Annotated in this window: 14 protein-coding genes; 12 read left to right on the top strand and 2 right to left on the bottom strand. The window is 75.2% G+C overall.

Annotation, left to right across the window (positions count from 1 at the left end; genetic code table 11):
• The first annotated feature begins 139 nt into the window (after positions 1 to 139).
• The 7 genes from ABZV78_RS29110 (at position 140) to ABZV78_RS29080 (ending at position 6,442) form a co-directional block, all read left to right on the top strand.
• A complete protein-coding gene (locus ABZV78_RS29110; protein WP_355643686.1) occupies positions 140 to 670 on the top strand; it encodes a hypothetical protein in 531 nt (176 codons plus the stop codon).
• 159 nt (positions 671 to 829) lie between these two features.
• A complete protein-coding gene (gene egtA / locus ABZV78_RS29105) occupies positions 830 to 2,065 on the top strand; it encodes an ergothioneine biosynthesis glutamate--cysteine ligase EgtA (protein WP_355643684.1) in 1,236 nt (411 codons plus the stop codon).
• A complete protein-coding gene (egtB, locus tag ABZV78_RS29100) occupies positions 2,062 to 3,396 on the top strand; it encodes an ergothioneine biosynthesis protein EgtB (protein ID WP_355643682.1) in 1,335 nt (444 codons plus the stop codon). The genes egtA and egtB overlap by 4 nt, the downstream gene beginning before the upstream one ends.
• 96 nt (positions 3,397 to 3,492) lie before the next feature.
• Positions 3,493 to 4,239 (top strand): ergothioneine biosynthesis protein EgtC, encoded by a 747-nt coding sequence (gene egtC, locus ABZV78_RS29095; RefSeq protein WP_355643680.1) that lies wholly within the window; start codon positions 3,493 to 3,495, stop codon positions 4,237 to 4,239.
• 42 nt (positions 4,240 to 4,281) lie between these two features.
• A complete protein-coding gene (egtD, locus tag ABZV78_RS29090) occupies positions 4,282 to 5,247 on the top strand; it encodes an L-histidine N(alpha)-methyltransferase (protein ID WP_355643678.1) in 966 nt (321 codons plus the stop codon).
• A 236-nt stretch (positions 5,248 to 5,483) separates the two neighbouring features.
• Positions 5,484 to 6,071: a TMEM165/GDT1 family protein gene (locus ABZV78_RS29085; protein WP_355643676.1), complete on the top strand. Its 588-nt coding sequence runs from the start codon at positions 5,484 to 5,486 to the stop codon at positions 6,069 to 6,071.
• A 167-nt stretch (positions 6,072 to 6,238) separates the two neighbouring features.
• Positions 6,239 to 6,442, top strand: a complete 204-nt coding sequence (locus ABZV78_RS29080; RefSeq protein ID WP_355643675.1) for a hypothetical protein — start codon at positions 6,239 to 6,241, stop codon at positions 6,440 to 6,442.
• A gap of 31 nt (positions 6,443 to 6,473) precedes the next feature.
• On the opposite strand, the gene nhaA is transcribed toward ABZV78_RS29080, so the two are convergent.
• Positions 6,474 to 7,775, bottom strand: a complete 1,302-nt coding sequence (nhaA, locus tag ABZV78_RS29075) for a Na+/H+ antiporter NhaA (protein ID WP_355643673.1) — start codon at positions 7,773 to 7,775, stop codon at positions 6,474 to 6,476.
• 345 nt (positions 7,776 to 8,120) lie between these two features.
• Here nhaA and ABZV78_RS29070 point away from each other — a divergent pair, with 345 nt between their 5' ends.
• Positions 8,121 to 9,572, top strand: a complete 1,452-nt coding sequence (locus ABZV78_RS29070; protein ID WP_355643672.1) for a polysaccharide biosynthesis tyrosine autokinase — start codon at positions 8,121 to 8,123, stop codon at positions 9,570 to 9,572.
• On the opposite strand, the gene ABZV78_RS29065 is transcribed toward ABZV78_RS29070, so the two are convergent.
• Positions 9,553 to 10,134, bottom strand: a complete 582-nt coding sequence (locus ABZV78_RS29065) for a low molecular weight phosphatase family protein (RefSeq protein WP_355643670.1) — start codon at positions 10,132 to 10,134, stop codon at positions 9,553 to 9,555. The two genes, ABZV78_RS29070 and ABZV78_RS29065, sit on opposite strands and share 20 nt — an antisense overlap.
• Before the next feature lie 144 nt (positions 10,135 to 10,278).
• On the opposite strand from ABZV78_RS29065, the gene ABZV78_RS29060 reads away from it, so the two are divergent.
• From ABZV78_RS29060 to ABZV78_RS29045, 4 genes are all read left to right on the top strand, one after another.
• Complete coding sequence (locus tag ABZV78_RS29060) at positions 10,279 to 11,508, top strand: glycosyltransferase family 4 protein (protein ID WP_355643668.1); 1,230 nt, start codon at positions 10,279 to 10,281, stop codon at positions 11,506 to 11,508.
• Positions 11,509 to 11,636: 128 nt separating this feature from the next.
• Complete coding sequence (locus ABZV78_RS29055; protein ID WP_355643666.1) at positions 11,637 to 13,421, top strand: DUF4012 domain-containing protein; 1,785 nt, start codon at positions 11,637 to 11,639, stop codon at positions 13,419 to 13,421.
• A gap of 13 nt (positions 13,422 to 13,434) precedes the next feature.
• Positions 13,435 to 14,058 carry a hypothetical protein gene (locus ABZV78_RS29050; protein WP_355643664.1) on the top strand — a complete coding sequence of 208 codons (624 nt, stop codon included), beginning with the start codon at positions 13,435 to 13,437 and terminating at the stop codon, positions 14,056 to 14,058.
• A gap of 109 nt (positions 14,059 to 14,167) precedes the next feature.
• Positions 14,168 to 14,596, top strand: coding sequence for a protein phosphatase (locus ABZV78_RS29045; protein ID WP_355643662.1), 429 nt, complete (start codon positions 14,168 to 14,170; stop codon positions 14,594 to 14,596).
• The last annotated feature ends 137 nt before the right edge of the window (positions 14,597 to 14,733 follow it).

Raw genomic sequence — 14,733 nt, 5'->3', positions numbered from 1 at the left:
CGGCGCCCCGCTGCTCGCCTTCCTGGTCCGCCGCGCCAAGGTGGTGACCGCATGACCACCTCATCCACCGCCCTGCCGGGGCGGTCCCTGCTGCGCCCCGGCGGCGCCGCGACCGCGCCACCGCCTGCGGGTCGGCGCGGTGCTGGCCGGCATCGCCGCCACCGCCACCGCCGGGGCCGCGTTCGCCGCGGTGAGCCTCGACGGGAGCCCGGAACCGGCGGCGCCGCCCGCGCCGACCACCGCCGGCAGCACCGGCACGAGCGGGTCCGACACGCCGACGCGGCCCGGGGACGCCACCCCGACCGCCGGGCCGTCCGGTGGGGTCCCGTCCGCCGCGCCGACCTCCGGGGGCCCGGGCCGGCCAGCGAGCGCCGGAAAGCTCGCCGGGCTGTGCCGCTCCTACCTGTCGAAGTCCGACCGGCAGCGGGCCCGGGCGCTGGAGACCCCGGCCTTCGCCGACCTGGTCTCCGCCGCCGGCGGCGCCGACCGGGTCGAGGGCTACTGCCTGGCCCTGGTGCCGGAGAAGTCCCCGGAGACCACGCCGAAGCCGTCGGCCGACGCCAGCGAGGCGACGCCGTCCGCGAACGCCACGCCGGCGCGCCGGACCGGAAAGCCGACCGCCACCCCGGCGGAACGGACCGGGAAGCCGACCGCCGCCCCGGGCCGCTGAGCGGCCCGGACTCGGCGGCAACCGGATTCCGGACAAAAATTCATCTCCTCGGGCGAGCGAATTCCGTCTGCTAGACAGAAGATGGTGGGACCCGCGGACGCCCGGCCGGGGCGCCCCGGCCGACAGCGTGGTCGCCCACCCGGGGAGAGGAGTCGTCTCTTGGTGATGTCGCCGGAGCTGGACCGGACGACCGTCCTGCGGGACGAGGCGGAGGCCCACGGGCACATCGCCAGGATCTGCTTCAAGACCGGGCCACCCACCCTGACCGGTGTCGAGCTGGAATGGACGGTGCACGACGCCGCGGACCCGACCCGCCCGGTCGACCGCGAACGACTGCGCCGGGCGCTGGGACGGCACAGCCCCGTCACCCTCGACCCCACCAGCCCGGCCGCCGGGCTCCGGCGCGGTGGCACCGTGACCGTGGAGCCGGGCGGGCAGGTGGAGATCTCCTCCGCGCCGCGACCGTCGGTCGCCGCGCTCATCCTGGCCACCGAGGCCGACCTCGCCGAGCTGCGGGCCCTCCTGGACGCCGCCGGCCTCGTGCTGGGCCGCACCGGCATGGACCCCTGGCGCCCCCCGCGCCCCGTCGTGGAGACCCCGCGCTACCGGGCCATGCGCGACGTCCTCGACCGGCACGGGCCGGCCGGCCGGGCCATGATGTACAGCACCGCCGGGCTCCAGGTCTGCCTGGACGCGGGCGAGCCGGACCGGCTGGCCGAGCGGTGGGCCGCCGCGCACGCCGTCGGGCCGCCGCTGCTGGCCGCTTTCGCCACCGCCGACCGGCACGCCGGCCGCCGCACCGGCTGGGCCTCCACCCGGATGGCCGCCTGGCTGGCCATCGACCCGGCGCGCACCCGGCCGGTCTGGTCGCCGGCCCGCGCCGACCGCGATCCGGTCGCCGCCTGGGCCGGGTACGCGCTCGCCGCGCCGCTGCTCTGCCTCCGCGACGACGGGCCGGACTGGACCCCTCCTCCGGGCGTCACCTTCGCGGACTGGCTGGCCGGGGCGCTGCCGCACCCGCCGACCACCGACGACCTGGAATACCACCTCAGCACGCTCTTCCCGCCGGTCCGCCCGCGCGGCTATCTCGAGATCCGCTATCTGGACACCCAGCCCGGCCGGGACTGGACGGTGCCGCTGGCGGTGCTGGCCGCGCTCTTCGCCGACCCGGGCACCACCCGGGACGCGCTGGCCGTCGCCGCCCCGGTCGCCGACCGCTGGTCCGCGGCGGCCCGGCGCGGGCTGGCCGAGCGACCGCTGGCCACCGCCGCGGCGGCCCTGTTCGACCTGGCCCTGGCGGCCCTGCCCCGGCTGGACCTGCCGGCCGGCATCCACGACGAGACGAGTCGAGCGATCCGGCGGCGCCGCGCCGCCGCGGAGAGGGGAGACCGGTGACCACGACGGAACGGCCGGCCACGGACGGCGAGCAGTTGCGCAGCCGGATCGCGGCCGAGCTGGAGCGCACCCGCGCGCGGACCGCGCTGCTGACCGACGCGGTGGACGACGACGACCTGGTGCGGCAGCACTCCACGCTGATGTCCCCGCTGGTCTGGGACCTGGCGCACGTCGGCAACCAGGAGGAGCTGTGGCTGGTCCGCGACGTCGGCGGGCGCGAACCGGTGCGCCACGACATCGACGACCTGTACGACGCGTTCAAGCAACCCCGCAAGGACCGGCCGGCGCTGCCGCTGCTGCCGCCGGCCGAGGCGCGGGCCTACGTGCGCACCGTCCGGGACAAGGTCCACGACCTGCTGGACGGGATCCGGTTCACCGACCGGAAGCTGGTCGAGGACGGCTTCGCGTTCGGCATGATCGTCCAGCACGAGCAGCAGCACGACGAGACCATGCTCGCCACCCACCAGCTGCGCGCCGGCGGCCCGGTGCTGGGCGCCCCGCCGCCGCCCGAGCCGCGGGCCCGGGTCGGCGGCGAGGTGCTGGTGCCGGCCGGGCCGTTCACCATGGGCACCTCCACCGACCCGTGGGCGCTGGACAACGAGCGCCCCGCGCACACCGTCGACCTGCCGGCGTACGTCATCGACGCGGCGCCGGTCACCAACGGGCAGTACCGCGCCTTCATCGCCGACGGCGGCTACGACGAGCCGCGCTGGTGGAGCGGGGCCGGCTGGCGGCACCGGGTCGAGGCCGGGCTCAGCGCCCCGATGCACTGGCGGCGCGACGGGGACGGGTGGGCGTACCGGCGGTTCGGCCGCTGGTCCCCGGTGCGCGACGACGAGCCGGTGGTGCACGTCTGCTTCCACGAGGCGGAGGCGTATGCGGCGTGGGCCGGCAAACGGCTGCCGACCGAGGCGGAGTGGGAGAAGGCGGCCCGCTGGGACCCGGCGACCGGCCGGTCCCGCCGCCACCCGTGGGGCGACGCGGACCCGACCGGCGCGCAAGCGAACCTGGGGCAGCGGCACCTGTGGCCGGCGCCGGTGGGCGCGTACCCGGACGGTGCCTCCCCGCTGGGCGTGCACCAGCTCATCGGTGACGTCTGGGAGTGGACCTCGACCACCTTCCGGGGCCACCCGGGCTTCGTGGCGTTCCCCTACCGGGAATACTCGGAGGTCTTCTTCGGCGACGACTACCGGGTGCTGCGTGGCGGCTCGTTCGGCACCGACCGGTCGGCCTGCCGGGGCACCTTCCGCAACTGGGACTACCCGATCCGGCGGCAGATCTTCAGCGGCTTCCGCTGCGCCCGCGACGCCCGCCCCGAGGAGGCGGCGTGAGCGAGCGCAGCGAGCGAACCATTCGGCTCAGTCGGTCCGCGCGTCGCGCCGCCGCGCCGCGGAGCGGTGCGGCGGCGTGACCGGCGGTGCCGCCTGATGTGCCGCCACCTGGCCTACCTCGGTCCGCCGGTCAGCCTGCGCAGTTTGCTCCTCGACCCGCCGTACGGGCTGCTGCGGCAGTCGTGGGCGCCGCGCGACATGCGCGGCGGCGGCACGATCAACGCGGACGGCTTCGGCGTGGGCTGGTACCCGGACGACGGCGACCCGGTCCGCTACCGCCGGGCGCAGCCGCTGTGGAGCGACACCACCCTGCCGGAGCTGGCCGCCGTGACCGTCGTGGGCGCGGTGCTGGCCGCCGTCCGGTCCGCCACGGTCGGCATGCCGCTGCACGAGACGGCGGCCGCGCCGTTCGCCGAGGGCCGCTGGCTGTTCAGCCACAACGGGGTGGTCCGGGGCTGGCCCGACAGCCTGGTGCCGCTCGCCGCCGGGCTGCCCGTCCGCGACCTGCTGACCCTGGAGGTGCCGAGCGACTCGGCGCTGCTCTGGGCGCTGGTCCGGCACCGGTTGCGGGCCGGCGCGGCGCCCGGCGACGCGCTGGCCGAGACCGTCGCGGCGGTCTCCGCCGCCGCCCCCGGGTCGCGCCTCAATCTGCTGCTCACCGACGGCGCCACGGTGGCGGCCAGCGTGGCCGGGCACGCGCTGTCGGTCCGCCGCACCCCGGACTCGGTGCTGCTGGCCTCGGAGCCCTTCGACGACGACCCCGGCTGGCGGGCGGTGCCGGACGGCCGGCTGGTGGTGGCCACCGCCGCCGGGCTGGACAGCCGGGAGCTGACGGTCGCCTGACATCCCCTTTTCCCACACCGGTAGGAACAGGAAGGACTGCTGATGAGCGCGGAGCCACTGGAGATCCACCTGGAGGAGCAGGACCTCGGCCGCGGCCTGCGGGAGGACGTCCGGGTCGGGCTGTCCGCGACGCCGAAGTGGCTGCCACCGAAATGGTTCTACGACGCCCGGGGCAGCGAGCTGTTCGAGGAGATCACCCGGCTGCCGGAGTACTACCCGACCCGGGCCGAGCGGGCGGTGCTGGCCGCGCACGCCGACGACATCGCCGAGCTGACCGGGGCGAAGACCCTGATCGAGCTGGGCTCGGGGTCCTCGGAGAAGACCCGGCTGCTGCTCGACGCCTTCACCCGCCACGGCGACCTGGGCACCTTCGTCCCGCTGGACGTCTCGGTGAGCGCGCTGCGCGGGTCCACCGCGCAGATCGCCGCCGCGTACCCGGGGTTGCGGGTGCGGGGCATCGTCGGCGACTTCACCCGGCACCTGGACCGGCTGCCCACCGGCGGCCGGCGGCTGGTGCTGTTCCTCGGCGGGACCATCGGCAACCTGCTGCCGCTGGACCGGGCCGAGTTCCTCACCGCGACGCGCGCGGCCCTGGAGCCCGGCGACTGGCTGCTCGTCGGCACCGACCTGGTCAAGGATCCGGCGGTGATCGTCCCCGCCTACGACGACGCGGCCGGGGTGACGGCCGAGTTCAACCGCAACGTGCTGCGCGTGATCAACCGGGAGCTGGGGGCGGACTTCGACCCGGAGGCGTTCCGGCACGTGGCGGTCTGGGACCCGGAGCACGAGTGGATCGAGATGCGGCTGCGGGCCGAGCGTCCGGTCCGGGTGCGCGTGCTCGACCTGGACGTCGAGTTCGCCGCCGGCGAGGACCTGCGGACCGAGGTCTCGGCCAAGTTCCGCCCGGAGGGGATCGCCCGGGAACTGGCCGCGGCCGGCTTCGTCCGGCAGGCGTTCTGGACCGACCCGGACGGGCTCTTCGGGGTCAGCCTGGCCCGGGCCGACTGAGCCGCCGGGGCGCCGCGGGTGAGCCTGTTCACCCGCGGCCGCCCACCTGCTGGTGATCGGCTAGGCTGGGCGGCGCGAAGGGGAGTAGCCCCCAATGTCGTGGTCGACATACTGATGCGCTCCGCATCCGGCCACGCGGCCCCGGTCTCCGGGGCGGGCGAGACCTTCGACTCAGGCTGTCGCAGCCGGGTCGAGGGCGCCCCACACCTCCTCCCGGCTTGATCGGGAAGGTTCACATGGACGGTTTCCTCGTCGCGCTGGTGATCAGCTTCGGCGTCATCTTCGTCGCCGAGCTGGGCGACAAGTCCCAGCTCATGGCCCTGACGTTCGCCACGCGGTTCAAGCCCGTGCCGGTGCTCATCGGCATCACCGTCGCCACCGCGATCGTGCACCTGGCCTCGGTCGCCATCGGGTACGGCCTCAACGCGGCGCTGCCCACCGGCTGGATCTCGCTCGTCGCAGGACTGGCGTTCCTCGGCTTCGGCGCGTGGACGCTGCGCGGCGACAAGCTGACCGAGGAGGAGAAGCGGAAGGCGGAGAAGAGCAGCCGCAACGCGATCGTCGCCGTCGGTGTGGCGTTCTTCCTCGCCGAACTGGGCGACAAGACCATGCTGGCCACCATCACCCTGGCCACCAAGTACGGCTGGTTCGGCACCTGGCTCGGCTCGACGCTCGGCATGGTCGCCGCCGACGCCCTGGCGATCCTGGTGGGCCGCCTGCTCGGCCGGCACCTGCCGGAGAAGGCCATCCGGTACGGCGCGGCCGTGCTCTTCGCCATCTGCGGCCTCTGGCTGGTCTTCGAGGCGGTCGCCGAGCTCGCCTGACTCCGTTCCGCCGTCGCGGCCGGTGACCGGTCGCGGCGGCGGAATCCCGGTTCCGGATGATCGTGGACGGCGTCCCTGGGTATGAACATCTGGGCCGCGCCGGGGCGGAGTGACCACCGCCGGGCGGGTGCCACGGGAGCAGATGGGACGACCGGGAGGTTCCGCGCATGAGCAGACACGACGAGCCCAACGAGTTCGGTTTCGCCGGGGAGGGCACCGCTCCGGAGCCTCCGCCCGGCGCGCGCTCGGACGAGCAGGACCGGGCCGAGGAGGTCGCGGTGCCGGGCGACGACCTTCTCGACCCGTACGCCGACGCGGTGGAGGAGGAGACCGACGGGACGGAGGAGGAGAAGGCCCGCCGCCGGCGGTGACCCCGGGCGGCGTGCCGGGCCGGTTGCCGCGCTACGCGGTCTCGTCCTGGTAGACGTCCGGCACGCCGTCGCCGTCGCTGTCCCGGCTCTCCCGTTCGGAGATCCGCCGGTAGACCCGGTTGCGCCGGATCAGCACCGTCGAGGCCAGCCCGGCCGAGACCAGCGAGCCGAGCAGCACGGCGGCCTTCACGCGCTCGTCCTCGGGGCTGCCCGGCCCGAACGCCAACTCGCCGATGAGCAGCGACACGGTGAAGCCGATGCCGGCCAGCAGGGCCAGCCCGGCCAGGTCTGCCCAGGTGATCTCCTCGTCGAGTTCCGCGCTGGTGAACCGGGCGAGCAGGAACGTGGAGCCGAACACCCCGACGGCCTTGCCGAGCACCAGCCCGGCGGCCACCCCGAGCACCACCGGATCGGTGAGGACCCCGGCCAGGTCGACGTCGACCAGGGTCACCCCGGCGGCGAAGAACGCGAACACCGGCACCGCGAGGCCCGCCGAGACGGGCCGCCACCGGTGCTCCAGCCGCTCGGCCAGCCCCGGCCCGCCGCCTCCGGCGGCGAACACGGGCACGGTGAAGCCGAGCAGCACCCCGGCCACCGTGGCGTGCACGCCGGAGGCGTGCACCAGCGCCCAGGCGGTCACCGCGAGCGGGAGCAGCGCCCACCACCAGGTGTGCCGGCGCCGCACCAGCAGCGCGAAGGCGGCGATCGGCAGCAGCGCGGCGAGCAGCGGCAGCGGGTGGAAGTCGGCGGTGTAGAAGACCGCGATGATGATGATCGCGAAGAGGTCGTCGACCACCGCGAGGGTGAGCAGGAAGGCTCGTAGGCCCTGCGGCAGGTGCGAGCTGACCACGGCGAGCACGGCGAGCGCGAAGGCGATGTCGGTGGCGGTGGGGATGGCCCAGCCGCGCAGCCCCTCCCCGCCGGCGCTGAGCGTCACCGCGAGGTAGACCAGCGCCGGCACGACCATGCCACCCATGGCGGCCACCACCGGCAGCGCCGCGCGGCGCGGGTCGCGCAGGTCGCCGGCCACGAACTCCCGCTTGAGCTCCAGGCCGGCCACGAAGAAGAAGATCGCCAGCAGGCCGTCGGCGGCCCAGGCGGCGAGGCTGAGGTCCAGGTGCAGCCCGGCGCCGCCCGGCCACGGCACCCGGTCGCCCAGGTCGGCGTACGCGGCACGCCAGGGGGAGTTGGCCCAGAGCAGGGCGATCAGCGCACCGAGCAGGAGCAGCCCGCCGCCGACCGTCTCGGTGCGCAGCACGTCGGCCAGGAAGCGGGCCTCCGGCCAGGACCGGCGGGACAGCAGGCGGGGCGACGGCGGGGTGCGTTCGGTCAATGCGGCGTCCGTTCCGGGAGCAGGGGTCGGCGGAGTGATCGCCGACCAGACTTCCCGGCACACCGGTTCCGACCCTATCGGGCAGCCCGCCCAGCCGCACCACGAGGCGGGGTCCGGCGTTAACAGGGAGAGGGCGGCCACCCCGGCTGCCGGCGATCACGGGATGCCTCGGTGAGTGCTCCGAAATAGGAGGATTTAGACCGTCTGTGCGGTTCTGGTCGTTTACATTCGTCGGGTCGCTTACCGTGATGTATAAGCGTTTTGATCCTGGCACGCGTACTGGGGTTCTTAGGGGGCTTTCGTGCAGTTTCATCGGCAGACCGGCGTGTCTCGAGGGGGAGCGTGATGGACGTTCCCAGCTACCTGCGCCTGGTCCGACGCCACTGGTGGATCGTGCTGGTCACGGTGATGATCGCCCTGGGCGCCGCCGCCCTGGTGACGGTCCGCACGGCGCCCCGCTACGAGGCATCGGTGACCTTCTTCGTCACCACGCCGAGCCAGGGCGTCACCGATGCCTACCAGGGCAGCCTCTTCCTCCAGCAGCGGGTGAAGTCCTACGGTGACCTGCTCACCAGCGACCGGCTGGCGCAGAGCGTGGTCGCCGATGCCCCGCTCGGGCTCACCGCCGACCAGGTGCAGCGCCGGATCACCACCTCGACCGAGGCCGGCACGGTGCTGCTGAAGGCCACCGTCACCGACACCGATCAGACCCGGGCGCTGAGGACCACCGAGACCCTCTCGGCCAAGTTCGTCGAGCTGGTGCAGAAGGTGGAGACCCCGCCCGACGGCAAGGCGCCGCCGGTCAAGCTGGAGGTGGTCAGCGGTCCCCGGGTGACCTCCAGCCCGGTCTCGCCGCAGCCGGTGCGAAACCTGGTCATCGGCGGCCTCCTGGGGCTGCTGCTCGGCGCGGGGCTGGCCGTGCTGCGCGGGCTGGCCGACGTCCGGATGCGGGACGCCGCCGCGCTCCAGCGGGTGACCGGCAGCCCGTTGCTGGGCGAGATCCCGTTCGAGTCCGCCGCCAAGGCGGCCCCGCTGATCGTCGGCGAGGCGGCCAACTCGCCGCGCGCCGAGGCGGTCCGCAAGCTCCGCACCAACCTGCGCTTCGTCGACGTGCACGAGCCGGCCCGGGTCATCGCGGTCACCAGCGCCCTCCAGGGCGAGGGCAAGACCACCATGGCCTGCAACACGGCCATCGCGCTGGCCGAGGCCGGCTGGCGGGTGCTGCTCATCGACGCCGACCTGCGCCGTCCCAAGGTCGCCGACTACCTCGGCCTGGACGGCGGAGTCGGGCTCACCGACGTGCTGGTCGGCGACGTCCAGGTCGGCGACGTGGTGCAGCGGTGGGGCGACAAGTCGCTGCTGGTGCTGCCCAGCGGCGCCACCCCGCCCAACCCCAGCGAGCTGCTCGGCTCGAAGGCCATGGCGGACCTGCTGGTGGCGCTGCGCGAGTCGGCGGACATCGTGATGATCGACACCGCGCCGCTGCTCGCGGTCACCGACGGCGTGGTGGTGGCCGTGCAGGCCGACGGCGCGCTGCTGGTCACCCAGCAGGGGCGGACCTCGCGCAGCCAGGTGGCCGCCGCGGCCCACGCGCTGCACTCGGTCTCGGTGCGCCTGCTCGGCTGCGTGCTGAACATGGCCAAGGTGGCCAAGACGGACGCCTACCAGTACGAGGCGTACAAGGTGGTCGTGCCGGCCGCCGGGCCGTCCGTGCCCACGGACCGGGCCCGGGCCCGGCGCGGTGAGAAGGCGCCCGTGGGCGACCACACCCAGGAACTCACCCGGCTGTCCCGATGAGCGCGAGCACCGGTCGGATCGAACGCTCGATCTCCTCGGCGCAGCGCCGGAAGTCGGCGGGCCGGCCGCCGATCGGGTCGCGGAGGTCGTCGGCGTCGGGGGCGGCGGGTTGCAGCCGCCCCCGGACGCGGACGGCCGCCGCCACCGCCGCCCGCAGTGGGGAATCCTCGGGCGGCACGGCGGGTCCGGTCGCCTCGGCCGGTTCGGGCGTGGCGGCCGCGGCGGCCAGCCGGGCGAACTGGCGGAGCGTGAAGGTCCGGGGCAGCGCGGCCGGGGCCAGCGCGGTGCAGACCGAGCGCTGCCGCCGGGTGGCGGTCAGCACCAGGGTGGCGCGGGTCAGGTGCACCGGGCGGAGCCGGCGGGTGCGGAACGCCGCCGGGTCCGCGCCGGGCCCGGCGGCCACCTCGACCGCGTACGGGTGCATGGCCGCCCCGTCGACGGCGTCGGTGCCCGCGCTGGTCACCGTGACCGGCAGGTCACCCAGCAGCCGGCGGGCGATGAACTCCGCCATCGGTGACCGGCACATGTTGGCGTGGCAGACGAAGAGCACCCCGTCGACCATCTGCCCCCCTCTCGTCGGCACGGTCGCGGGACGCGGCGCCGCGACGGCGATGGTCCGGCGGTCGCGGCCGGACGCGGAGGGGATGCCGGCATCGTACGGGGTGCCGGGGCCCGCCCGTCGGGAAGCCGCGCCGGGGGCGCGGCCATGAAGATCGGCATCCTGTCGTACCACTTCCCGCCGGAGCCCGCGTTCATCCCCGGCAGCCTGGCCGAGGACCTGGCCTCCCGCGGCCACGAGGTGCGCGTGCTCACCGGCTTCCCGGACTATCCCGGCGGCCACGTCTATCCGGGCTGGCGGCAACGCTGGCGGCACCAGACGCACAGCGAGCGGCTCACCGTCCGCCGGGTGCCGCGGTACGCCGGCGGTGACGGCTCCGCCGGGGCGCGGATGGCCAGCTGGCTCTCCTTCGCCGGCAGCGTGGCGCTGACCGGCCGGCGCTACCTCGGCGACGTCGACGCCCTGTACGTCTTCCAGCTCCCGGCGGTCACCTTCGCCGCGGCCGGCCTGCTGCGGCTGCTCGGCCGGGTGCCGACCGTGCTGCACGTGCAGGACGTCTGGCCGGAGGAGGAGCCGTCCCGGGCGGGGGAGACCCGCCGGTGGTCGGGCCGGCTGGACGCCACCCTGCGCCGGATCTACCAGGAGGCGGGCGCCGTCGCGGTCACCGCACCCTCCATGCGGGACCTGGTGGTCGCCGGGGGCGCCGACCCGGACCGGGTACGGGTGGTGCTGAACTGGACCGACGAGCGGATCTTCCGCCCGACCGAGGCCAGCCGGGCGGCGCGGCGGCTGATCCGCCGGGACGACCGCTGCGTGGTGATGCACGCCGGCACGATCGGCGTACGGCAGGGGCTGGACACCGCGGTGCGCGCGGCGGCCGCGCTGGACGACCGGATGGACCTGGTCCTGGTCGGCTCGGGAGCCGAGGAGCGGCGGGTGCGGGGGCTCGCCGCCGAGCTCCGGGCCGACAACGTCCGGTTCGTCGACCGGCGGTCCCCGTTGGACATGCCGGAGCTGTACGCGGCGGCCGACTACCAGCTCGTCATGCTGCGCGACCTGCCGGAGCTGCGGGGCATGGTGCCCGGCAAGCTCCAGGCCGCGCTGTCCTGCGCCGCGCCGGTGGTCGCCTCGGCCGGCGGCGACACGGTGGCGCTGGTGGAGCGGGCCCGGGCGGGGCTCTCCTGCCCGCCGGAGGACTGGGCCGCGCTGGCGGACCGGTTCTGGCTCGCCTCGGCGATCCCACCGCCGGCGCGGGTGGACATGGGCCGCCGAGGGCGCGACGCCTACCTGCGGGAGATGTCGCTGCGGGCCGGCGTCGACCGCATCGAGGGGCTGCTGCACGAGGTCTCGGCGCGCGCCGGAGCCGCCGGCCGCTGACCGGGGCGGCCCTCAGGGAACCCGACACACGGCACCAAACAACCCGATAACGCCACAGAGCCCCGGAAATTCATGCTAGAAAGCGACCAATCGTCATTGGTGTCCGATTCGAGCATGGGGAGAGTGGTGTGACGGAAAGCGGTGGGCCGGCCCGCTGGCGGCGGCGCTCCCGGCGCCGCAGTCGGGCCCGCGTACGCCGGGTCCTCCTCGTCGGGCTGGTCGTCGTCTCGGTGCTGCTGGCCACCGCCGGCTGGGTCGGGTTCCGCGGCTGGCAGGCCCGGGCGCACCTGCTCAACGCGGCCGGGCTGGCGCAGGATCTCAGCAACCAGGTGGTCGGCGGCGACGTGGCCCGGGCCCAGCGCACCCTCGCTGCGCTCCAGGAGCAGGCCGCCGCCGCCCGGACCGCCACCGGTGACCCGGGCTGGTGGCTCGGCCAGCAGGCCCCGTACGCGGGCGACGACCTCGCCGCGGTGCGCCAGATCGCGGTGGCCGTGGACGACCTGGCCCGGCTCGCCTTCCCCACCCTGCTCCGGGTCGACCTCGCCTCGCTGGTGCCGAAGGAGGGCAGGCTCGACCTGGGCCGGCTGCGCGCCGTCTCGGCCGAGGTCTCCGCCGCCGACCGGTCGGTGCGGCAGGCCGGTGAGCGCTTACGCGCGGTGTCCACCGACGACCTGGTCGGACAGGTCCGGGAAGCGGTCGCCGGGCTGCGGACCGAACTGGACCGGCTGGGGGAGCTGACCGCGGCCGCGGACCAGGGCGCGCGGCTGCTGCCGGCGCTGCTCGGCGCCGACGGCCCTCGCAGCTACCTGCTCGTCTCGCAGAACCCGGCCGAGCTGCGCGCCACCGGCGGCATGTTCGGCGCGCACGCGGTGCTGCGGGCCGAGGGCGGCCGGATCCGGATGTCCGGCCAGAACAGCGCGAGCAGCCTGGGGTCGTTCACGCCGCCGCTGCCGGTCGGCGCGGAGTTGCGGCGCCTCTGGAAGGACCTGCCCGGGACGTACCCGGCGGACGTCAACCTCAGCCCGGACTTCCCGACCGCGGCGGCGCTCTACCGGGAGATGGTGCGGCGGCGCACCGGCACGACCGTGGACGGGGTGCTCGCGGTGGATCCGCTGGTGCTGTCGTACCTGCTCGGCGTGATCGGGCCGGTCACCGTGCCGGGCCGGCCGAGCCTGGCCGGCAGCACGGTGGTCCGGACGCTGCTCAGCGACACCTACCGGACGCTCGACACCAGGGAGCAGGACGCCTATTTCGCGCAGGCCGCGTCCGCGGTGTTCGACGCGTTCTTCACCAAGGCGGCGAATCCCCGTGCCCTTTTGACCGTTTTCAACCGTTCTATCACCGAACGTCGGATATTGTTCTGGAGTGTTCATCCCGCGGAGCAGCGCGCCCTCGGCGACAGCCGGTTGGCCGGGAAGCTCCGCGAGAAGGACGCCGTGCCCGCTGTCGGCGTGTTCCTCAACGACGGCAGCGGCGCGAAGCTCGGCTACTACCTGAGGTTCTCGGCAACCGTGACGGTCGGCGACTGCCAGCCGGACGGGCGCCGGGAGCTGCGGCTACGGGTCACGGTCCACTCCACCGCCCCGCAGTCGGGCCTGGCCGAATCGGTCACCGGCCTCGCGCTCTCCGGCGATCCGTACACCGCACGCACCCTCGTGTCGGTGTACACGCCGACCGGAGGGGCGGTGCTCGGCGGTCGGTTGGACGGCCGGGACGCCCCGATGGGCAGCGGGACCGCCGGTAGTCGCCAGGTGACCGTGGCGAAGGTCGAGGTCAAGCCGGGTCGTACCCGGACCCTCGACGTCACCCTGCTCACCGGCAAGACGAGCGCCGGCACGGCCGAGCTGGTGCTCACACCCACCGTCACCCCGTGGACCACCCAAGTTGTTTCCGCACCAAGCTGTGATCAGTAGGAGGGAATCCATCATGCGGCTATCCCGCATCTTCATGGCGCTCACGGTCGGCCTGGCCGTGGCGGCCACGCCGTCCGCGGCCGGCGCGGCACAGCCGCAGCCACCCGTGTACCCGCCGAACGCGACGCTGACCATCTCGCCGCCGACCATCCGCCTCGGCGGGACCTTCACGCTCCGGGGCAGCGAGTTCCAGCCCGGCGAGTCGGTGAGGATCGACGTGGCCATCACCGGGAACCCCAACGCGGCGCCCGCGCGGGGCTCGGTCCGCAGCGACGGCAGCACCGTCGCGATGACCGCGGTGGCCTACCAGCAGCCGGGGCAGCCCGCGCCGACCACCTTCCGGGTGACGGCCGACGGCGAGGGCGACTTCGAGGTCACCTACAAGCCCAGCCGGACCGGCCGGCACACCCACACCGCCACCGGAGAGACGTCCCGGCGGACCGACAGCGCCACGGGCGTCGTCCTGCCGGAGCGGCCCGGCCGCCCGCCGCACGGCGGCGGCAACCTGCCGGTGACCGGTGACCGCCTCGGCACGCCGGTGAAGCTCGGCGGCGGCCTCGCCGGTGCCGGTGCGGTGCTCGTGCTGCTCTCCCTGGCCTGGCGTCGGCGCGGTCGCTTCGGGATCGGCTCCCGCTGACCCTGCGACACCCCGGGCAGCGCCCGGACCGATCGTGGGGGTGCCCGCCGGACCACGTCCGGCGGGCACCTGCACGCCCGGTGGGCGCGGGACGCCGCACAATGACCGGATGGACCCGATGCAGCCGTGGACGGACCGCACGGGCCTGCTCGCGCTGCCCGGCGGCGCCACCGTACGCGGGCGGCGGATCGCCGCGCCCGCCGCGCCCGCCGACTTCGCCCTGCTGCTGGCGCCCGGGCCGGACCCCGCGTGGCCGGCCCGCCGGATCCGCTGGCCCGACTTCTGGCTGCCGCTCGACCGTGCCGACGCGCTCGACGCGCTGCGGGAGGCGTGGCGCCGGGCGTACGCGGGGGAGCGGGTCGAGGCCGCCTGCCACGGCGGCGTCGGCCGGACCGGCACCGCCCTCGCCGCGCTGGCCGTCCTGGACGGGCTCGACCCCGGGCGCGCCGTTGCCTGGGTTCGCGCGCACTACCACCCGCGCGCCGTGGAGACCCCGTGGCAGCGCCGGTGGCTGCGCGGGGTCGCCGACCGGCCCTGACCAGGCCGGGCAGCGGCTCGCCGGGTGAGCCGCGCCGGCCCCGGAACGGGCTGGGTAGGGTGCCTCTCCATGAGAGCCCGGGTCCTGGCCGCCACCACCGTCGTCGCCCTGCTCGTCGCCGGGGCGCCGGCCGTCGC

The organism is Micromonospora sp. NPDC004540 (assembly GCF_040610095.1).
Taxonomy (GTDB): Bacteria; Actinomycetota; Actinomycetes; order Mycobacteriales; family Micromonosporaceae; genus Micromonospora.
This window is presented reverse-complemented; position numbering and strand designations above follow the sequence as displayed.

Excerpts from the sequence above, each read along its gene's own strand:
- egtC (WP_355643680.1), top strand. The coding sequence starts at position 3,493 with ATGTGCCGCCACCTGGCCTACCTCGGTCCGCCGGTCAGCCTGCGCAGT.
- egtD (WP_355643678.1), top strand. The coding sequence starts at position 4,282 with ATGAGCGCGGAGCCACTGGAGATCCACCTGGAGGAGCAGGACCTCGGC.
- ABZV78_RS29085 (WP_355643676.1), top strand. The coding sequence starts at position 5,484 with ATGGACGGTTTCCTCGTCGCGCTGGTGATCAGCTTCGGCGTCATCTTC.
- ABZV78_RS29080 (WP_355643675.1), top strand. The coding sequence starts at position 6,239 with ATGAGCAGACACGACGAGCCCAACGAGTTCGGTTTCGCCGGGGAGGGC.
- ABZV78_RS29070 (WP_355643672.1), top strand. The coding sequence starts at position 8,121 with ATGGACGTTCCCAGCTACCTGCGCCTGGTCCGACGCCACTGGTGGATC.
- ABZV78_RS29065 (WP_355643670.1), bottom strand. The coding sequence starts at position 10,134 with ATGGTCGACGGGGTGCTCTTCGTCTGCCACGCCAACATGTGCCGGTCA.
- ABZV78_RS29060 (WP_355643668.1), top strand. The coding sequence starts at position 10,279 with ATGAAGATCGGCATCCTGTCGTACCACTTCCCGCCGGAGCCCGCGTTC.
- ABZV78_RS29050 (WP_355643664.1), top strand. The coding sequence starts at position 13,435 with ATGCGGCTATCCCGCATCTTCATGGCGCTCACGGTCGGCCTGGCCGTG.
- ABZV78_RS29045 (WP_355643662.1), top strand. The coding sequence starts at position 14,168 with ATGGACCCGATGCAGCCGTGGACGGACCGCACGGGCCTGCTCGCGCTG.